Annotated in this window: 14 protein-coding genes; 8 read left to right on the top strand and 6 right to left on the bottom strand. The window is 62.7% G+C overall.

What is annotated here, in order from left to right:
- The first annotated feature begins 73 nt into the window (after nucleotides 1-73).
- Both AC2FLM_RS00495 and AC2FLM_RS00490 read left to right on the top strand, forming a co-directional pair.
- Nucleotides 74-844: a transporter substrate-binding domain-containing protein gene (locus AC2FLM_RS00495; protein WP_234136171.1), complete on the top strand. Its 771-nt coding sequence runs from the start codon at nucleotides 74-76 to the stop codon at nucleotides 842-844.
- Between the two features lie 78 nt (nucleotides 845-922).
- A complete protein-coding gene (locus AC2FLM_RS00490; protein ID WP_496854707.1) occupies nucleotides 923-1,660 on the top strand; it encodes a creatininase family protein in 738 nt (245 codons plus the stop codon).
- Here the strand turns inward: AC2FLM_RS00490 and AC2FLM_RS00485 are convergent.
- A complete protein-coding gene (locus AC2FLM_RS00485; protein ID WP_496854705.1) occupies nucleotides 1,657-2,286 on the bottom strand; it encodes a sulfotransferase family protein in 630 nt (209 codons plus the stop codon). The genes AC2FLM_RS00490 and AC2FLM_RS00485 overlap by 4 nt on opposite strands.
- Before the next feature lie 167 nt (nucleotides 2,287-2,453).
- On the opposite strand from AC2FLM_RS00485, the gene AC2FLM_RS00480 reads away from it, so the two are divergent.
- The 5 genes from AC2FLM_RS00480 (at nucleotide 2,454) to AC2FLM_RS00460 (ending at nucleotide 9,086) form a co-directional block, all read left to right on the top strand.
- Nucleotides 2,454-3,704, top strand: a complete 1,251-nt coding sequence (locus AC2FLM_RS00480) for an aminotransferase class V-fold PLP-dependent enzyme (protein WP_496854703.1) — start codon at nucleotides 2,454-2,456, stop codon at nucleotides 3,702-3,704.
- Between the two features lie 196 nt (nucleotides 3,705-3,900).
- Nucleotides 3,901-5,643, top strand: a complete 1,743-nt coding sequence (acsA, locus tag AC2FLM_RS00475; protein ID WP_496854699.1) for an acetate--CoA ligase — start codon at nucleotides 3,901-3,903, stop codon at nucleotides 5,641-5,643.
- The gene (gene pdhA, locus AC2FLM_RS00470) at nucleotides 5,640-7,637 is read left to right on the top strand and encodes a pyruvate dehydrogenase (acetyl-transferring) E1 component subunit alpha (protein WP_496854697.1); all 1,998 of its coding nucleotides are present in this window, start codon (nucleotides 5,640-5,642) and stop codon (nucleotides 7,635-7,637) included. Before acsA ends, pdhA begins: the two co-directional genes overlap by 4 nt.
- Before the next feature lie 16 nt (nucleotides 7,638-7,653).
- Nucleotides 7,654-8,835 carry a dihydrolipoamide acetyltransferase family protein gene (locus AC2FLM_RS00465; RefSeq protein WP_496854695.1) on the top strand — a complete coding sequence of 394 codons (1,182 nt, stop codon included), beginning with the start codon at nucleotides 7,654-7,656 and terminating at the stop codon, nucleotides 8,833-8,835.
- Nucleotides 8,832-9,086, top strand: a complete 255-nt coding sequence (locus AC2FLM_RS00460) for a phosphopantetheine-binding protein (protein WP_496854693.1) — start codon at nucleotides 8,832-8,834, stop codon at nucleotides 9,084-9,086. Before AC2FLM_RS00465 ends, AC2FLM_RS00460 begins: the two co-directional genes overlap by 4 nt.
- A gap of 23 nt (nucleotides 9,087-9,109) precedes the next feature.
- Here the strand turns inward: AC2FLM_RS00460 and AC2FLM_RS00455 are convergent, their stop codons facing one another.
- Nucleotides 9,110-11,794, bottom strand: a complete 2,685-nt coding sequence (locus AC2FLM_RS00455) for a cation-translocating P-type ATPase (protein ID WP_496854691.1) — start codon at nucleotides 11,792-11,794, stop codon at nucleotides 9,110-9,112.
- Nucleotides 11,795-11,887: 93 nt separating this feature from the next.
- Between AC2FLM_RS00455 and AC2FLM_RS00450 the strand changes: the two genes are divergently transcribed.
- On the top strand, nucleotides 11,888-13,504 hold the full coding sequence (locus tag AC2FLM_RS00450; protein ID WP_496854689.1) for an oleate hydratase: 1,617 nt from the start codon (nucleotides 11,888-11,890) through the stop codon (nucleotides 13,502-13,504).
- Nucleotides 13,505-13,544: 40 nt separating this feature from the next.
- Here AC2FLM_RS00450 and AC2FLM_RS00445 read toward each other — a convergent pair whose 3' ends face one another.
- The 4 genes from AC2FLM_RS00445 to AC2FLM_RS00430 all read right to left on the bottom strand — a co-directional run bounded on the left by AC2FLM_RS00445 (nucleotide 13,545) and on the right by AC2FLM_RS00430 (nucleotide 19,890).
- Nucleotides 13,545-14,255: a hypothetical protein gene (locus tag AC2FLM_RS00445; protein WP_496854687.1), complete on the bottom strand. Its 711-nt coding sequence runs from the start codon at nucleotides 14,253-14,255 to the stop codon at nucleotides 13,545-13,547.
- The gene (locus AC2FLM_RS00440; RefSeq protein ID WP_496854685.1) at nucleotides 14,252-16,693 is read right to left on the bottom strand and encodes a Lon protease family protein; all 2,442 of its coding nucleotides are present in this window, start codon (nucleotides 16,691-16,693) and stop codon (nucleotides 14,252-14,254) included. The genes AC2FLM_RS00445 and AC2FLM_RS00440 overlap by 4 nt, the downstream gene beginning before the upstream one ends.
- A gap of 246 nt (nucleotides 16,694-16,939) precedes the next feature.
- A complete protein-coding gene (locus AC2FLM_RS00435) occupies nucleotides 16,940-18,016 on the bottom strand; it encodes a phosphatase PAP2 family protein (protein WP_496854683.1) in 1,077 nt (358 codons plus the stop codon).
- 26 nt (nucleotides 18,017-18,042) lie between these two features.
- Nucleotides 18,043-19,890 (bottom strand): adenylate/guanylate cyclase domain-containing protein, encoded by a 1,848-nt coding sequence (locus AC2FLM_RS00430; protein ID WP_496854681.1) that lies wholly within the window; start codon nucleotides 19,888-19,890, stop codon nucleotides 18,043-18,045.
- Between the last annotated feature and the right edge of the window lie 142 nt (nucleotides 19,891-20,032).

Here is a 20,032-nt window from a genome sequence, read left to right as displayed (position 1 = left end):
TGAAGGGGAATGGCCACAAGTTCAAGTGTCAAAGCGTTCAAAAAAAACAAGCGCTAGAAACAGGGAGACGATGATGAAACACTGGATGACAATCGCTGCGGCGGGCGTTCTCAGCCTTGGTCTGGCTGCTGCGGCACAGGCGCAATCCGCGCTGAACGATATCCTCGACAGCGGTGTTCTGAAATTCGGCACCACCGGGGACTGGAACCCGATGTCGGTTCGCGACCCGGCCACGAACAGCTACAAGGGCTTCGATATCGACGTTGCCAACGAACTGGCCAACGATCTGGGCGTCACGGTCGAGTTCGTGCCGACCGACTGGAAAACGCTGGTCAACGGGGTGGTTGCCGGCAAGTACCACATGACCGGCTCCGCCTCGATCAGCCCGCCCCGAATGAAGGTCGCCGGGTTCTCGGAGAGCTATATCGCGGTCGAGATCATGCCCTTCACCATCCCGGCAAAGGCCGGTGATTTCGATGGCTATGACAGCATCAACCAGCCCAATGTGAAGGTAGCCACCACGCTGGGCACCACGTTCGAGGCACTGGCCCGCGAATGGTTCCCCAATGCCGACATCAAGGTTGTCGAGGCCCCGGCCCGTGGTTTCCAGGAGGTTCTGGCCGGACGCGCGGATGTGTTCATCACCTCCAACATCGAAGGCTCGACGCTCAAGGCCAAGCATGGCGTGGTGCAGGTTCCCAATACCGAGCCGCGCTCGCCCTCGCCGATCGCGATGCTGTTGCCGCAGGACGATCAGGTGTGGATCAACTACGTCAACAACTGGGTCAAGGTGAAACAGGCCAAGGGGTTTTTCGAAGCGACCAAGGCCAAGTGGGGCCTCTGAGCGCCGCGTAAGCGGTCGCGAGGTCAATGTGACGGGGGGCATGATCCATGCCCCCTTTTCAATCGGACAGGTGCAAACATGCGACTGGATCAGGCGACCTGGCCCGAGGTGGAGGCCTATCTGGCCGATCATGACGGGATCATTCTGCCGGTCGGCTCGACCGAGCAGCATGGCCCGATGGGCCTGATCGGGACGGACGCCACCTGTGCCCAGGCGATTGCCGAGGCGGCGGCAGAGATCGTCGCGACCTTTGCGGCGCCGACGCTGGCCTATACCCCCGCCCCTTTCAACACCGGGTTTCCCGGCACCGTATCGATTTCCGAACAGCTCTTTGCCGACCTTTTCGCCGAGGTCGTGAGCGGGCTTCAGGCGCAGGGGTTCCGACACGTCTATGTCCTGAACGCGCATGGGGCGAACCTGGCACCGATGCGCCGCGTTGCCCGGTCTCTCGACACGGTGCACATCCGCAGCTGGTGGGAGTTCGACGAGGTCAACGCCCTGCGCCAGTCGTTCTTTGGACAGTGGGAGGGCATGCATGCCACGCCCGCGGAAATCTCGATCACGCAATTCCTGGGCCGGCGCGTGGCGCCGGGTGCCGCGGCCACCCCACCTCGCCTGCTGACGGCCGAGGACATCGCCAGCCGGGCCGGCGACCGGCATGGCCCGCCCGACCTGCACCGGCGCGAGTTTCCCGATGGCCGGGTCGGCTCTCATTCGGCGCTTGCCACCCCGGAATACGGCGCACAGCTGTTGCAGGCAGCGGCCAGAGGGGTTGCCGCCGACTATCAGGCCCTGGTCTCGGCCCCCCGGACCTAGCTCTGTGTGCCGTCCAAACCGATATTGTTCTGCCGAAAGGCCGCCGAAGAGTTGGTATGCGGATAGTCTTGCTCCGGGACCGGGACCCCGAGGAACGCACAAAGCGGTTCCCAACCCGTTCCAAGCTCGTAGACCAGCAGGCGATCCGCGGGGATTGCGGATTTCACCTCGGCGACATGCCGATGGAATTCGGCAATGGCCCGTTCGCGACTATCGAAGCGGTCTGCGAGGAACACTTCGATGAATTCCTGCATGCGTCGCTGATGTACGGCATCCGGTGGCATCTCCGTCTCGCGAAAGGCCTTGATGGTCTTTGAGTAGGAATTGTACCAGCCTTCGGCGTCACGAACTGACAGGATCACCTTGGCATCGGGGTATCTTTCGGCCGACTCGCGCCACAAATGTGCACCGGGCCAGTCGACCTGCGACCGGTACCCGTCGAAAAGCACGTCCAGATCCAGCGGAGCGCCGCCGCAGAAATGATCGTGCCATGGTTCTATCTTTTCGGGATTGTCGCGGATCTCGTACATATGGTGGCAGGGACCGAAGCCGAGGATCGTCAATGCTGCTCTCAGGGAGTCGGTGCCTGTCCGCCCAAAACCGGCGCCGATGATTTCCAGTGCCATCGGTATCTCTCCTTCAACCGAAGCCATGTCAGCCAAGCATGGGGCGCGAAAACGCGGCTGGCAATCTATTCTTGAAATGGCAGATGAGCATCACTTCTCTGGATGTCATGCGACGAGGGATCCCCTAAGTTGCCCGAAGCACCCGATTCAGGAGCCTGACCCCTCAGATGAACCAGATATCCGATCCCTTGTTGGCGCAAATCCGTGACCGCTTTGCCCAGGTCGAAAGCTGCCCCGTGCAGGGGCGGCGCATCTTCTTTGAAAACGCCGGTGGTGCGTTGACGCTGAAATCCGTCCTGGAAAGCTCTGCCATCCATGCCGCCATCCCCGACAACCAGGGACGCGACAATCCCGGCAGTCATGCACTGGTGGCGACGATCAACAAGGCCAGGCAGGACATGGCCGATTTCATGAACGCCCCCGGAGGCCAGTTCTTCGTGGGGGAAAGCGGCACTGAATTGCTGTTCCGCCTGATCATGAACGCCTGTCTGGGTACCGGCCCGGGTAAGGTTCTGGGATCGACGCTGGAGCACCCCGCCTCGCGTTCGGCCTGTGACCGCTGGGCGCGCATCGCCGGTCAGCAGCATATTCTGATCCCACATGACAACGCCACCGGCACGATCGGGGCCGATGCCTATGCCGCCGCCATCACCCCGGACACCAGGGTAGCCACGATCATACATACCTCGCCCGTGACGGGCATGGGCGTGGATGTGACCGCCATCAGCCGCGCGATCCGCGCGGTGGCCCCCGATTGCATCATCATCGTCGACGGCATTCAGCACGCGGCCCATGGCGGCATCGACCTGACCGACCATGACGTGGATGGATACGTGATCTCGCCTTACAAAGTGTTCTCGCGCCATGGCTACGGGGTTGCCTGGCTCTCGGACCGGTTGACCCGTCTGCCCCATAACGCGCTGCTCGACGGGCCGGAAGACAACTGGGAAATGGGGACCCGCGACACCGGTGCCTATGCGACCATGTCGGACGTCGTTTCCTATTTCGAATGGCTGGGCGGAAAGGTCAGCGATGCCACCGACCGACGGGGCAAGTTCAAGGCGGCGGCCGATGCGATCCATCAACAGGAAAAGGCGCTGACCGATGCCATGGTCCATGGCACCGGCAACCTGTCCGGCCTGGCGGAGATGGAGAAAGTGACCATCCTGGGCGGCGCCGACAACCCCGCGCGCGAGGGTCTCGTGTCGCTGCGGGTCGAGGGCGTGCCCTCTGTGGATGTGGTCAGTATGCTGAACGAGCAGGGTATTCGGACGCATTTGAGAAAGGCGGATCACTACTCTGGCAACATCCTGAGCCCGCTGGGCATGGACAGCTGCGTGCGCGTTTCGATGTGCCATTACAACAGCGTTCAGGAGGTTGCCCAGTTCCTGGCCGCCATGAAAGACATCACCGCCTGACAGCCTGCCGTCCGGCGCAGGCGAACGAAACGTGCCGCGCGGTCTTGTCCGCGGCGCGTTTCCTGAGCAGACCGGTCCCGGCATCTCGGCCACGCCATGGCCACCTGCGGGGCCTCTCGGGTCCGGGCTTGTCTTGACATGGATCATTGCCCGCGCGGCTCCGCTTCGGCCACATTTCAAGTGGGAGGGCGCCGTGATGCACGAGATCATCAGAAAGCAACCCAAGGGTAGAGACACCTCGGTCGCGGCTGCAAGCGGTCTAAACGGGCGGATGGACACCTACGCGTTGGCGCGCGCGCTGGTAACGGGTTTTCCGGATGGCGCGCTCAACATCGGTTTCGAGGCCGTCGACCGCCATGTCGCGCAGGGCCATGGCAGTGACAGCGCGATCATCTGGCTGTCGAAAGAGGGCGCGCGCGAGATCATCAGCTATCAGGAGCTTGCTGAACTCTCCTCTCGATTTGCAAATGTGCTAAAGTCGCATGGCCTGAAGAAAGGCGCCCGCGTCTTTTCCGCCATGGGCCGCGAGAAAGAGCTTTATGCCGCTGCCCTGGGGACATGGAAGGCGGGCATGGTGTTCACGCCGCTCTTCGCCGCCTTCGGACCCGAGCCGTTCAGAACCCGGATGGAGATCGGAGAGGCCAACGTTCTGGTCACCAGCCGCGCACTCTATGAACGCAAGATCGCCGCCTGGCGGGAGGACATCCCGACGCTGCGCCTTGTATTGATCGTTGGCGATGAGGCGCCCGAGGGATGTGTCGCGCTGGGTCCGGCGCTGCGCGCAGCCTCGCCGGAATACGAGACGCTCCACACCCGGCCCGAAGACCCGGCTCTGATCCATTTCACCTCGGGCACCACCGGCAAGCCCAAGGGTGCCTTGCATGTTCACGAGGCGGTTCTCTACCACGCCCTGTCCGGTCGCCATGCGCTGGGGTTGCGACCCGGCATTCGCTACTGGTGCACCGCCGATCCCGGCTGGGTCACGGGGACGACCTATGGCATCATCGCCCCGCTGGTGAACCGGGCCACGATGATCGTTGACGAGGCGGAGTTCGACCTCGACCGCTGGTACGGGACGCTTCAGCGGGAAAAGGTCCAGATCTGGTATTCCGCCCCGACCGCGATACGGATGATGATGCGGGCCGGCAAGGAGGCAGCCGCTCCCTACGATTTCTCGGCCCTAGATTTTCTGGCCAGCGTCGGTGAGCCGCTGAACCCCGAGGCGGTGATCTGGTCGAACGAGGTGTTCGGGCTGCCGTTCCACGACAACTGGTGGCAGACCGAAACCGGCGGGATCATGATCGCCAACACGCAGGACGCGGACATCAAGCCCGGTTCGATGGGCAAGCCGCTGCCGGGGATCACCGCCGGGATCGTCGAAAACACGGGCGATGGCCTGCGCGAACTGCCGGATGGCGAGATCGGCGAACTGGCGCTGCGGCCGGGCTGGCCGTCGATGATGCGGGCCTATCTGAATGAGCAGGCGCGCTATGACAAATGCTTTGCCGATGGCTGGTACCTGTCCGGCGACTTGGCCATGCGCGATACCGACGGCTATTACTGGTTCGTCGGGCGCGCCGACGACCTGATCAAGTCCTCGGGCCACCTGATCGGACCATTCGAGGTGGAAAGCGCGCTGATCGAACATGACGCGGTGGCCGAGGCGGCAGTAATCGGCGTGCCCGATGAAACCGCCGGCGAGGTGGTCAAGGCTTTCGTCACGCTCAATCGCGGTGCGGAACCCGGCCCCGAACTTGAACGCGACATTCGCGGTTTAGCCCGCAAACGCCTGGGGGCCGCCGTGGCCCCGCGCGAGATCGTGTTCCGCAACACGCTGCCGAAAACGAGATCGGGAAAGATCATGCGCCGTCTGCTCAAGGCGCGCGAACTGGGTCTGCCCGAAGGCGATACCTCGACACTGGAGACGGAGGAGACATGAGCACGGAGGAGAAACCGAAGCTTGATCACGACACCGTCCGTCGGCGTCTCGGGGACATGATCCGGATTCGACGCTTCGAAGAACGATGCGCAGAGCTGTATACCCAGGAAAAGATCCGGGGGTTCCTGCATCTCTACGATGGTGAAGAGGCGATTGCCGCCGGGATCATCCCGCTGCTGGTCGAGAAGGACCGGGTTGTCGCCACCTATCGCGAACATGGCCACGCCCTGATACGCGGCGTACCGATGACAACTGTCATGGCCGAGATGTATGGCAAGGCCGAGGGCTGCTCGGGCGGTCGCGGCGGCTCCATGCACCTGTTCGATGCCGCGCGCAACTTCTACGGGGGAAACGCCATCGTGGGCGGCGGCCTGCCGCTGGCCGCCGGACTTGCGCTGGCTGACAGGATGCGGGGCGACGACACGGTCACTGCCTGTTTCTTTGGCGAGGGCGCGGTGGCCGAAGGCGAGTTTCACGAGGCGATGAACCTTGCCGCGCTCTGGACCCTGCCGGTTCTGTTCGTCTGCGAGAACAATGGCTATGCCATGGGAACCGCGCTGGACCGGTCCGAGTCGGAGACAGATATCGGCCGCAAGGCTGCCGTCTTTGGCATCGAGACACAGGTTGTCGACGGCATGGATGTCGTCGCTGTCCAGGTGGCGGCTGCGAAGGCGCTGCGCCGGATACGCGCGGGCGAAGGCCCTGTATTTCTGGAGTGCCGGACCTATCGGTTCCGGGCGCATTCGATGTTCGACGCCCAGCTCTATCGCGACAAGGCCGAGGTTGAAGCGTGGAGGCAAAAAGGGCCGATCCTGCGATTCCAGTCCTGGCTCTTGGATAACGGTCTGATCCATGAAGAGGAGATCACGGCGATCGAGGCCCGTGCCGAGGCCGAGATCGCCGAAGCGGTACAGTTCGCCGAGGCAGGCACCTGGGAGCCGGTCGAAAGCCTGACCCGCGACGTGGTGGCCGCCGAGACGCCACCGGTCGCAGCATCCCCGCCCACCGGGGAGAAGATCGAGACCACCTATCGCGAAGCGGTTCGCGCGGCGATTTCCGAAGCGATGCGACGCGATGAACGGGTGTTCCTGATGGGAGAGGACGTGGGCGCCTATGGGGGCTGCTATGCGGTGTCCAAGGGGTTGATGGACGAATTCGGCGAGGCCCGCGTGCGCGATACCCCGCTGTCGGAATCCGGCTTTACCGGCGCCGGGATCGGGGCAGCCTGCGCCGGCATGCGCCCCATCGTAGAGCTGATGACGGTGAATTTCAGCCTGCTCGCTCTGGACCAGATCCTGAACACCGCAGCGACGCTCAGGCATATGTCCGGCGGCCAGTTCAACGTGCCCGTTGTGATCCGCATGGCGACCGGCGCGGGCAAGCAATTGGCCGCGCAGCATTCCCACAGCCTCGAAGGCTGGTACGCGCACATTCCGGGGCTCAGGGTGCTCGCCCCCGCCACGCTGGAGGATGCGCGCGGCATGCTGTGGACGGCGCTGGAAGATCCCGACCCGGTGCTGATCTTCGAAAACGTGATGCTCTACAATCGCAGCGGCGAGATCGACGCGGGCGCAGGTGCCGTCGACATCTCGCGCGCGGCGATCCGGCGCGAGGGCGGAGACATCACCCTGATCACCTATGGCGGCTCGCTCTACAAGACGCTGGAGGTCGCCGAAGTGCTGGCCGGCGACGGGATCGCGGCCGAAGTGATCGATCTGCGCGTGTTGCGACCGCTTGACGATGAAACCATCATGGCCTCGGTCGCGCGGACACGGAGGGCGGTCATCGTCGACGAGGGCTGGCGCAGCGGCTCGCTGGCGGCAGAACTATCGGCGCGCATCATGGAGCAGGTGTTCTGGACACTCGACGCACCGGTCGGGCGGGTCTGTTCGGCAGAGGTGCCGATCCCCTATCCGAAACATCTGGAAGATGCCGCGATCCCGCAGGTCCCCGCCATTGTCGCCGCCGCCAAAACGGCATTGGGGCGCGACTGAGATGGGTGTTTTCCGAATGCCATCGCTGGGGGCGGACATGGAGGCCGGGACACTGGTCGAATGGCTGGTGAACCCCGGTGACACGGTCGCGCGCGGTGATGTGGTCGCCGTGGTCGAGACCCAGAAGGGCGCGATCGAGATCGAGGTTTTCGAGGCAGGTACGGTCACGGAACTCTTGGCGGAGATCGGGCAGACCCTGCCGGTTGGTGCCCCCATGGCCCGGATCGGCGACGGCGAAGAAACCGGTGCGGAGCCAAAGCCGCCGGAAGAGGAAACACGACCGGCGCCGAAGGAGCGGAGCGCCCCTGCCCCGCCAGCAGAAGCCGAAGCGCCCTCGGAAAAGCCCGCGCAGCCCCGGCAAGAGCCACCAGCGTCCGCCGCCGGTGCAAGCCCGGCGGCCCGCCACGCCGCGCAAGAGGCCGGGATCGACCTCGTCCAGGTCAAGGGCTCGGGCCCCCAAGGCGCAATTGTTCTGGCTGATGTCGAGGCGCAAATGGGACAGGCCACGCCCACCAGCCGGCCAGCCGGAGAGGGCCTGTCGGACATGCGCCAGGCCGTCGCCGCCGCGATGAGCCGGTCCAAGCGCGAGATACCGCATTTCTACGTCTCGCACACGGTCGAAACCCAACCGGTTTCGGACTGGCTCGCGCAGCAAAACGCCGAGCGACCGCCAGCCGAACGAATTTTGCTGGGAGCCGTCTTTGTCAAGGCGGCGGCCTTGGCGGCCCGGCAGGTCGCGGCTTTCAACGGTCATTTCACAGAGGGTCGTTTTGTCCCCTCGGAAACGGTGAACATCGGCATGGTCATTTCCCTGCGCGGTGGCGGGTTGGTGGCCCCTGCGCTGGCCGATGTCGACAAGATGAGCTTGTCGGATGTCATGGCCGGGTTGCGCGACATGGTCACGCGGGCGCGTTCCGGACGCTTGCGCGGTTCCGAGTTGACACGCGGCACCCTGACCGTGTCGAGCCTGGGCGAGGATGGCGCAGAGGGCATGACCGGAGTGATCTTTCCCCCGCAGGTCGCAATCCTTGCCGTGGGCGCGCCACAGATACGACCATGGGTAACCGGGGCCGGGGTGGAACCGCGCCAGGTCACGACCCTTGTTCTGTCCGCCGACCACCGTGTTTGCGACGGACGGCAGGCGTCCCGGTTTCTCGTCGCCATCCAAGACTGCCTTGCCAGACCGGAGGAGCTATGAACGAAACCGAAACGAAGGCGATCTTTCTGGAGGAACTCAACCGGGTCGCGCCCGACATAGACCCGGCAACGGTAAGGGACACAGACCATCTTCAGGATGATCTGGACCTGGATTCCATGGATATCCTCAATCTCGTGACGGCGCTGCATGCGCGTCTCGGCGTTTCGATCCCCGAGTCCGACTACAAGGAGATTGAAACGCCACGGAAAGCCAGCGGATATCTTGCCAGACGGCTGCGCGAGCCGGAGTAACGGGCGCTGCAGCCAGCGCGTCGTCAATCCGCTGGCGTGGTGCTTCGGCCTGCGCGCAACCACACGCCCCCGACCACAACGGCAAACAGGCTTGCACCGACCGCCAGCGCCATTTGCCGCCAGCCCAGCGGCGTCAGTTGCAACGCCTCTGAAACGGCCGGGATCTGGAACGCGGCCACCAGCAACCCCATGCAGAACGCCAGCGCGGCATAGACCCAAGGGTTTCTGGTGATGCTGTTGACCAAGCCACGTTCGCCCCGGTCACGCATGTTGAACACGTGCCACAGCTGCGCAAGAGCAAGGGTCAGGAACGCGACGGACACGGCATCACGAGCATCCATATCCAGCCGGGCCAGCGCAATCCAGAACGCCCCCAGCGTGGCAATGGTGATGGCAAGGCCGAAGACGACGATATCGACCCATTGCAGCATTCCGACGATCGGCTCTTTCGGGTTGCGCGGCGGGCGTTTCATGACGCTGCGATCCCCCTCGCCCAGACCCAGTGCAAAGGCGGGAAAGACATCCGTCACGATGTTCAGGAACAGGATCTGAAGTGGCAGCAGCGGCGCGGGCAGCCCCGCGGCAATGGCCAGCCCGACGATCAGTATCTCACTGAAATTGCAGGACATGAGGTAGATGACAAAGCGACGGATATTGCCAAAGATGACACGCCCCTGCCACATCGCCGCAACGATCGATGAGAAAGCATCATCCTTGAGAATGACATCCGCCGCATCGCGCGCGACCTGCGTGCCGCGCTGACCCATGGCGATACCGATATCGGATTTCTTCAGAGCGGGCGCATCGTTCACACCGTCACCGGTCATCGCAACGATATGACCGGCGTCCTGGTAGTGGGCGACCAGCTTCAGCTTCGTTTCCGGAGCAACGCGGGCGAAAACATCAACCTGTTCCAGTTGATCCCGCATCTCGGCATCGTTGCCCCTCGTTTTCAACCCTTCAAGCGAGGTTTCGGACAACGCAACGATGCGGCCATCCTCTCCGAGACCGGCCTGGAACGCGATCTCCCTGGCGGTCGCGATATGGTCACCGGTCATCATGACAACGCGCACTCCGGCGCCCCGGCACTCGGCAATGGCGGCGGGCACATCCTGTCGGAGCGGATCAAGAAGCGTGACGAAGCCGACAAGGATCAGAGACTGATAGAGGGCGGCATCCTCTGGATCGCCTTGTTTGTAGGCCAACCCGATCAGGCGATAGCCGTCACCTGCCGCATCCTCGACACGTTGCAGCCAGTCCTGCCGCGCGACCTCGGACAGATCACGGATACCCGCTGTCGTCAAAACACGATCAGAGGCGTCAATCACCGCTTCGGGCGCCCCCTTGACCGCGGTAAACACATCGCCGCCTGCGGAATGCAGCGTCGCCATCATCTTGAATTCGGGATCATAGGGATGTTTGGCGATCTCGGGCCTGTCCTCCGCGTCGAGATCGGGACGCACGCCAAGCAGTTCGGCAAAATGCAGCAGGGCGACTTCCATCGGGTCACCGACCCCGTGTTGCGCGCCCGCCTGACCGATCTCGGCAGTATTGCACAACACGCCGATTTCCAACGCGAGACGCAGATCGGACTCGGTCACGGCCGCCTGCGCATTCAACAGATCAGCGGCCGCCAAATCGCGCCCGTCCAGCAGGAACCCGGCGACGGTCATGCGGTTCTCGGTCAGTGTTCCGGTCTTGTCCGTCAGGATCAACGTCGTCGCGCCCAGGGTTTCCACCGCCGAAAGCCGTTCGATCAACGTGTTCCGCCGCGCCATCCGCAACATGCCTCGGGCAAGCGCGAGCGTGGCGACGACCGGCAACCCCTCGGGCACTGCCGCAACGGCCAGCGCTATCGCGGTTTCGATCATGTCTACCAGCGCCAGACCTCGTACAAACCCGATTGTGCCAATCAGGGTGGATAGGGCGATGGTGATCAGGACCAGGGTGCGACCCAACCTGTCGAGGCGCTTTTCCAGCGGATGCGCGGTAGCCTCGGCGGTTTGAACCAGTGTCGATATCCGACCCAGTTCCGTTTCGGAACCGATCGTCGCGACCACGCCGATCCCATCGCCCCGCGTCACCGCCGTGCCCTTGAAGGCCATGTTGGTTCGATCCGCCACGAGGACGTCGAGCGCAAGCGGCGCGACGGTTTTCGAAACGGGGGCCGATTCACCGGTGAGCGCGGATTCGTTGCATTGCAGCGTGTCGACCTGGATCAACCGCAGGTCGGCAGGCACCACATCCCCCGCCTCGACGACAACGATGTCGCCCGGCGTGATCTCATGCACCGGCAGCATGACCGAATGACCGTCGCGCCGGACCCGTGCCGTTGCCGCGGTGAGACTGAACAGCGCCTCCATCGAGCGCAGGGCTTTCCAACTGGTGAAGAAGCCGATGGCGGTGTTGATCGCCAGAACGAGGATGATCGCAACCGCTTCGGGATGGTCCCCCACCGCCACCGACAACAGCGCGGCAGCACTGAGCAACCAGACGATCACGCTGCGGAACTGATCGAGCAAGAGTGCCAGGGCCGAGCGACGCTTCACCCTGTCCAGACGGTTGTCACCATAGGTTTGCCGGCGCAAGGCGGCCTCGTCCGACGACAGGCCGATTTCCGGGTCGACGCCAAGAAGAGCGAGCGCCGCCGCGCTCCCGTCTGCGTGGACCTGTGATCGTTTCTCGCTTTCTACACGGGTGCGTGACATGGGCTTTCGCGATCCGGAGGCAGTTGAACACCCGCCTCCAACAAAACATTTTTCGACCGGGTTCCAGACGCCTGTCGGCACCATGATCTATAGATGCTAGAATTGAGATACAATCTGGTGAAAGGTCACGCCATGCCAACGGCGACGCACGCGCAAACACATCATATCGTAGGGGCCGGCATCGCGGGGCTGGCGACGGCGGTGTATCTGTGCCGCGACGCGGGCGTTGCCGGTCACGACATCCATATCTACGAAGTGCTGGAGACAGCGGGCGGGGCGCTTGACGGATCGGGGAGTGCCGAAACCGGTTACCTGGTTCGAGGCGGTCGCATGTTCGAAGACCAGTTCGTCTGCACGCTGGATCTTCTCGACAGCATTCCTCTTGCCGACGATCCGGCAACCTCGCTCAAGGAGGATCTTCTTGCGTTCAACCGCATGGTTCCGGGATCGTCCAATTGCAGGCTGGTGCGTGATGGCAGGCCGGCCGAGGACAGGTACGAACTGACGCTGACCGCACGTGACATTGTAGACATCAACAGGCTGTTCTTGCACAGCGAACGCGGTCTGGGCGGCAAAACCATCCAGGACTGGTTTCAACCCGGTTTCTTCGACAGCAATTTCTGGCTGATGTGGTCGACGATGTTCTCGTTCCAGCCGTGGCATTCGCTGACCGAAATGCAGAGGTATCTGCGACGTTTCATCCATCTGTTTCCCGGCTTTACCCGGATCGCCGGGATCTTGCGGACACGCCACAACCAGTATGATTCAATCATCGCTCCGATCCTGGCATGGCTGACGGCCCGCGGCGTACGGATCGAAACCAAGGCGCATGTTTCCGACGTCCTGATCAGCGGCACCAAGCTGGATCGCCGCGCGAGCGCCCTCTTGCTCAGCGATGGCAGGACGGTGCCGCTGCGGTCGGACATGTATGCCTACCTGACACTTGGTTCGATGACAGAGGGCTCGGCCCTGGGGTCCAACGACCGCGCGCCGAGCGGCGGCAACGGTCCGGGGCCAAGCTGGAACCTGTGGCGCAAGCTGGCGAATGAACACGAGGGTTTCGGGAACCCCGACGTGTTTCTGGGTCAACCCGACCAGACCACATGGACATCTTTCACGGTCACGATGGATGGCCCCGAGTTCTTCGAGTTCATGGAGGATTTCACCAACAATCGCACGGGCACCGGGGGGCTTGTCACCTTTGCCGGTTCGGGCTGGACGCTTTCTGTCGTGATGCTTCATCAGCCGCATTTCCGAGAGCAGAAGAAGGGGACCTATACGTTTTGGGGCTATGGCCTGCGGGGTGAACGGGACGGAGACTTTGTCAGAAAACCCATGTGGGAGGCCACCGGAACGGAAATCATCGAGGAGCTTTCCGGCCAACTGCGCCTGTCCGAGGCGCAGAGGGCATGGTTCGACACGGCACGTGTCATTCCCTGCCGCATGCCCTTTATCACCAGCCAGTTCATGCCGCGCAATCCGGGCGACCGCCCCGACGTACGCCCGCCCGGTGCGCGCAATTTTGCGATCATCGGGCAATATTGCGAATTGCCCCGCGACTGCGTCTTTACGGTGGAGTATTCCGTGCGCTCGGCCCGGACCGCCGTTGCGCAACTGACGGGACTGGTCGACGCGCCCCCACCCGTTTCACGCACCGATCTCGATCCGATGGTATTGGGACGCGCGGCAAGGGTGCTTTTGGGCATGTAGCTCTCGACTGCCTGCGCAAGCGTATCAAGAGAAACTGACCTCAGACGCGGGGCGCATCGGTTTCGGCAGAGGGGCGCTTGATACGCGTTGCCCCGATCACCACCACCGGGCATCTTGCGGCCGAGAAAAGATGTCGCAGGTCCTCTTCACTGGTGAACGGCCCCACTGTCAGATCGACGACGATCGCCGCGACACGGCTGCGATCTACCCGCTCCAGAACCTCTGCGGCCTTCTCGTCATTCCGGACCTCGGACACGAGTGCCGCGGACGCATCGGCCAGCGCCCGTACCGTGGCCATCACTTTGGCGGAATGTGAACCGGTTGCGCCGATCAGCAGCACATCGCCATGAAAACCGAGCATCGGGCGCTGGCACAAAAGCAGGATATCTTCGTCTTGGGCGGCGGCACATGCGCAGGACACGATATCGCCCTCGGCAAGGTCGCAACGCCAGTGCCGGGACCGACCCGAAGCGAGTTCGGCCATCAGTGTCTCGACAGAGCTTATCTCTCGTTTCAAGGTTCGCCGCGATTGTTCGTCACTGGGAATGTCGCGAAGCGTACCGTCGGGGGCAACGATCCTGTGCCCCGCGCCAATTGTCAGCCCGGCAATCCGCGTATCCACAAGCAGCCCCCTCGGGGCCGCCGAGAGTGTTTCGAGCAAGACGCGCGCATAGGACATCGTGGCCTTGACATCGGCAAAGCTCATGCCCGCAACAACCAGATTTGGCTCGGGTCGCATCCTGCCAGTCATGACCGGCCACCCTCTCCTGTCGGCTCGCCACGCGACGCAAAGGCCCTTCGTTCCCGGGCAAAGGCGCGTAACCGTTCTTCGACAGCTGCATTGACGCTTCCCTCCGGGAACGCGCCCGTTTCCGCTCTGGCGCCTGCGGTGCAGCCGGTCATGATTTCCAGCCCCTCGTCGACCGACTGGATTGGAATGATACGAAAGCGCCCCTGTGCGACCGCCGCGACGACCCGGTCACGCAACATGAGATGTTCGACATTCGAGGCCGGGATGACCACGCCCTGCCCGCCGGTCAGACCACGCGCATCGCACAGATCGAAGAAGCCTTCGATCTTTTCATTGACGCCACCGATCGCCTGAACCTCGCCCAGTTGATTGACCGAACCGGTCATTGCGAAATCCTGCCGGACCGGTCGGCCCGAGAGTGCCGAAAGCAGCGCAATGAGTTCGGCACAAGAGGCACTGTCGCCATCTACCCCGCCATAGCTCTGCTCGAAAACAAGGCTGGCATGCAGCGAAAAAGGAGCGTCCAGCGCGTAGGTCGATGTAAGGTACCCTGCCAGGATCATGACGCCTTTTGAATGCAGGGCGCCGCCCAATTCGACCTCTCGCTCGATGTCGATCAGCTTACCGGCCCCCATCCGCACCCGCGCCGTGATGCGCGAGGGCCGGCCAAACCTGTGACCGCCCGTCTCAATCACGGACAGCCCGTTGATCTGGCCCACCTTGGCGCCATCGGTATCGATCAGGATGATCTGCCGGGACATGGCTTCCTGAAACCGCTCCTGTACGCGCGATGCGCGCCGCTCACCCTCGTCGACGGCGCGATCGATATCGGCTTCATCGACGATGGTATGACCGTCGGAACGGGCATAATGCTCGGCCTCGCGCAGCAGATCGGTCAACGGGCTCAACTGCAGCGTCAGCTTTCTGGCGTCGCCGGCGATCCGCGTGGCCTCGTCCAGCAGACGTGCCGCACCGGTATCGGACAGCGGAAGCAAGCCCTGTTCGCGGACATAATTGCGAATGACCGAGGCGAGACCGATCATTGTCTGGTCGCTGCGGTCCACCGCACCTTCGAAATCGGCTTGTACCTTGAACAGGTCCGAGAATTCCGGGTCGAGCATGACAAGAAGGCTGTGCAGCATGCGGTCCCCGACAAGAACGACCCTGACATCCAGCGGAATCGGTTCCGGTTCCAGCGATGTTGTCGAGAACAGGCTCATGCGATCCGCAAGCGAGGTGATCGTGATCGACCGTTTCTTGAGACAACGCTTCAGCGCGTCCCATGCATAGGGTTCTCCGAGAATGCGCTGCGCATCGATCAGCAGGTAACCCCCGTTTGCCAGATGCAGTGCGCCCGGCCGAATAAGGGAAAAGTCGGTGACCAGGGATCCCATCTGGGAAACATGTTCAATCCGCCCCGCCAGCCTTTCCAAGGTTGGCAGGTCCTCGACAATCACGGGTGCCGACGTTTCCTGCCCCGGATCGTTGGACACGATCACGTTGACCTGATACCGCAGGAAAATCGGGTCGAGATGCGATTTCCCGACCGCCTCGGGAAAGGGCCCGGTCTGCCGCTCGGCCGCCGCCTGAAGAAAGGTCTCGGGGTTCTCGATCATGTCGGTCCGGACACGCGCCAGATAGCTGGCAACCCCGTCGACAGCGCCGAACACAGTTTGAGCCTCGTCGATCCGGCTTGAAACCGCACGCTCTGCAATCTCGGCATTCAGCTCTTCGACGCGCGACCGGTGTTCACGCTCCAGTTTCGAAGCGTCCCTGAGGATCTCGGACAGCTGGTTCTGAAAGCGATCGACCTTCTCCTCGATCGCGGCCTGTTCGTCTTCGGAAAGCTTCTGGAATTCCTCGGTCTTGAGGACATTCCCCTCTTTGGTTGCAGCGACCATGAAGCCCATCGGCGTCCTGATCAGGGTTGTGTCTTCGGCGCGGGCGCGCTCGGCAAAATCGGCCATCGCCTGCTCGTGCCGCTCGCTGAAGCTCTCTTCGATTGCGCGCCTTTGCGCCTGATATTCCTCGGATTCGAAAAGCGCCGGCATGTCGCCCGCGAGATCGTCGATGATGTCCTCCATCTCGGTCTTGAGACGTTCGGCAAGACCGACGGGAAGCTTGAGCGCAACCGGCTTGTGCGGCGCGTCAAAGTTGTTCACGTAGACCCAATCGCCCGGTGTCTCGCGGGTTGCTGCATGGGTGCGCAGAATTTGTTCGACCGTGGTATGGCGCCCCGTCCCCTGCGGGCCGAGAACGAAGAGGTTGAAATCTGCGTGGCGAATTTCGACGGCCAGCTTGAGGGCGCGCAGCGCACGCTCCTGCCCCACGAGCCCACCGTTCCCAGTGGTTTCGGCGCGCGCCACCGCAAGGATCGCGGGATCACATCTTCGCTGTAGCTGTTCGACCGACAGTTCACCCTTCGATCGTGTCGCCATGATAGCCACCCTGTGTGCTCCGGATATGACGAATCTAGGCAGCGAGACGAGGGTTGGCGTTGATCTCCATCAAGCGTTTGCAGCCTGTAAGAAACGAAACCTTCGCGGGTCAAAGGGGTTCGTTGCCACACGGCAACGTCGTCGCTGACGTGACAGACGTCAGCCGGTGCAGGATAGTCCGGCCTTACGAGACAGCCGCTGTGCGCGGGCAAAGTGCGAAACCATCGCCCCGCCCAACCGGATGTGTCAGCTGGCCACGTTCGACACTCCATTCCATTCCAGCCTTGCCTTTTTGAGCAGACCATCCTCGGCCAGGGTACCGACCGTCGCGCAAGCTTTCATTATCGGAAAGGCCGCGAGCGCCAGCCGTTTTCCCGCCTCGCTGTCCGAGGGGTAGTGAACCCCCAGAACCTCGCGGTTTCGCGCGATGCGCGTGGCCATGTCGTGCAGGGCATTGCGCGTAACGCTGCCCTGATGGGGGGTTTCCAGTATCTTGTTTCCCGCGGCGTCCAGCATGACCTCGTCAAGACAATAGGCAATCAGCCAGGCCTCGGTGGCATGGGCACTGGGATAGGCGGCATGTTGGGGCACATCGATCGGTGGCAACAGTCCGGGATGCAATTGAGAGGGCCGCGGACGCCCGAACTTCATCTTGAAGTGAAAGGCAAGAAACTGTGCCACCGCCAGTGCCAGATGGCACAGGCGGAACGTATTGGGATGCGACAGATAGGTGAACGGCATAATCCCCTGGAAATAGCCGATCAGCGTATCACGTTGCTGCAAGGCCTCATCCAGTACGCCGTGCCGATACTCGATCAGCCCCACCAGTTCTTTCAGCTCGTCGTCGATCTTCCAGCTCACTCCGCCCCCGAAATTCGTCTCATCGCCTGTGTTGGTTCCGGTATGGGCCGGCTCGGGCAAGGACAGGCTCATCCAGTCGGGGCCACCTGCCCCTTCTGAATCCAGGGCGGCGAATTCGGAAAGGAATGCGATCGCCTGATTGCCCGGCGACCAGTGGTTGAACGACGCGGATTTGTAGAACTTGTATATCGCGTGAAGCCGCGCGGGGTCGCCGGAGCCATCCGTAACGACCGGATGGGTCGGCGGCCATTGGTTTCCCGGCCACCAGCGGTTTTCAACCGCCGGGGTCCCCTCGCCGTCATGCTCGGTATGTGGAGAGATGCCCAGCCCGAGATAGGCCGGACTACCACCATAACCCGAGGCCCCGCGCGCATCCCTGGCATCGCGTGCATCCCGGGCGTCGCGCGCATCGCGTGCATCGCGCGCATCAAACGGGCCAAGTCTTCCTGTCGGTATCGGCATCTTGCTGTTCCCCCTTCGTTGCACTGTCAGTCTGGAACGCCAGCCTGTTCGAGGCGCGCACAAAACAAATCCACAAGTCCCGGATCGCTGTAGTGGCGATGCGTCCTGCGGTAGTTGGACACGGAAAATCCGGGTTCCAGTTCCAGCAGGCGCCGGGCCGATTTCCGCGCGTCCGGAAGCTGTCCCGCTGCGACCTGGGCCACCGCCAGCGTCCGCAGGCCGCTGGTATAGCGCTGGTTCTCCGCCAGCCCGCGCGACAACCATTTGATCGCGGTCAGGTAATTCCCGGCATCGTAATGCACGGTTCCAAGAAAGACGTAATAGACGAACAGGCGCTGATCGAACGGCGACAGCCGCAATGCCCGTTCAGCCGCCGAGATCGCCTCGTCGCTACGTCCCACGCTCGACAATGTGACACTCGATAGCAGCCAAGCGATCGAACTGTTGGGATTGGCCGCGCGCGCGCGGTCGAGATAATCTATCGCGGTCTCGAAATCTCCGAACAGGTAGGATTGGATATGGCCATAGGTGGCAAGCGCAAGCGCGTTCCGGGCATCCAGTCCTATCGCCTTCTTGGCCAGGGAAATGGCGGTGCCCGCATCCGCGCGCGGGTCGTTGGACCACCCTTGCCCGACGTTCAGGCTGTACCATCTGGCTAACCAGGCCAGAGGCGAGGAAAAGCTGGGATCTGCCGCGATGGCGTCTTCGAGATGGCGTCGTGCCTGCCCGAACGCGTCCCGTTCCAGATCGCCGATAAGGTCAAGCGCCTTGAGGTAACTGTCATAGGCGGTAAAGGACGCGGGCGTCTTGCGCAGCGTCCGGCGCCGTTCCTCGGCCAAAAGGCTTGGCAACAGGTGCACCAGCGAAGATTCGACAATCTCGTCCTGTATCGCAAACAGGTCGCTCTGATCGAAATCCCGTTGCAGGCTGGTCAGGTTCCGGCCGTTTTCGGTATCCACCAACTGGGCAGAGATGCGGATATGCTCTCCGACCCGCCACAGCGTGCCCGTGATCAGGTACCGCGCATTCAGCGCCTTGCCGATCGACTTCGGTTCGATTGCCTGACGGGCAAAGGCCAGGGTGGACGACCTTGAAATCACGGTCAGATCCCCTTGCCTCGACAGCTGGGACACGATGCCCTCGGATATGCCGGCGGCAAGATAGTCATCCGCTTGGTCGACCCGGGAATTGCTGAAAGGCATGACCGCAACAGAGGGCAGGCTTGCATGGTCGTCGGTCGGTTGCACCGAATACCGCGCATCCGAAACCAGTTCGTAGGCGGCGACACTCACACCCAGCTTGCGCATGGGCAGCTGGCCCAGCTCTCGGGTTTCGAACTCGCTGTTCCCCGCAATCGTGTCCTGAACGGATTGCGTGAGGATGATGCCACCGGCGCTGGCGAACTCCTGCAACCGGGCGGCAATGTTCACCCCATCGCCCAACAGATCATCCCCGTCGCGCAGCACCTTGCAATGGTTCAGCGAAATTCGCAGCGACAACCCCTGCCGGCGCTGCCGGGCCCTTATCTGCAACTCCCGCCCCCAGCGTACTGCTGCGACCGGATCGGCGAACGTCGTCAGGACGCCATCCCCGGTCAACTTGACCAGGGTGCCACCATGCTGCTGCATCAGCGGCAGCACCACCTCGTCACGCAGATCCGTCCAGCGATAGAACGTACCCTCCTCGTCGCTGTGCATGAGCGCCGAGAAGCCGACCACATCGACAAAGCCGACACAGAGCTCAAGGTGCTTGGCCGTCTTGGCAAGGTCAGAGCGCAGTGCCGGAGCGGAGGGCGGCTCGCATCCACCTGAACCGAGTGTGGTCGCTCCGGGTTCCGAGCCGCTTGGAGCGACACCGCCCAAATCAACCGGCACTTCTCGGCCCGGCTCTATCGAAATCTCGGTCGTTTGAAAGAGACCGTTTCTCAAATCAATCTCTCCTATGAGTGCATTATGTTACGATTCGCGGTAAAAGTTAACTGTGAGCCGGAGAAGGCGCGGACGCATCCATGCGCCG

The sequence above is a fragment of the Ruegeria sp. SAZD011 genome (assembly GCF_059612545.1).
Note: the sequence above shows the minus strand (reverse complement) of the source record. Positions and strands in the feature narration are given on the sequence as shown.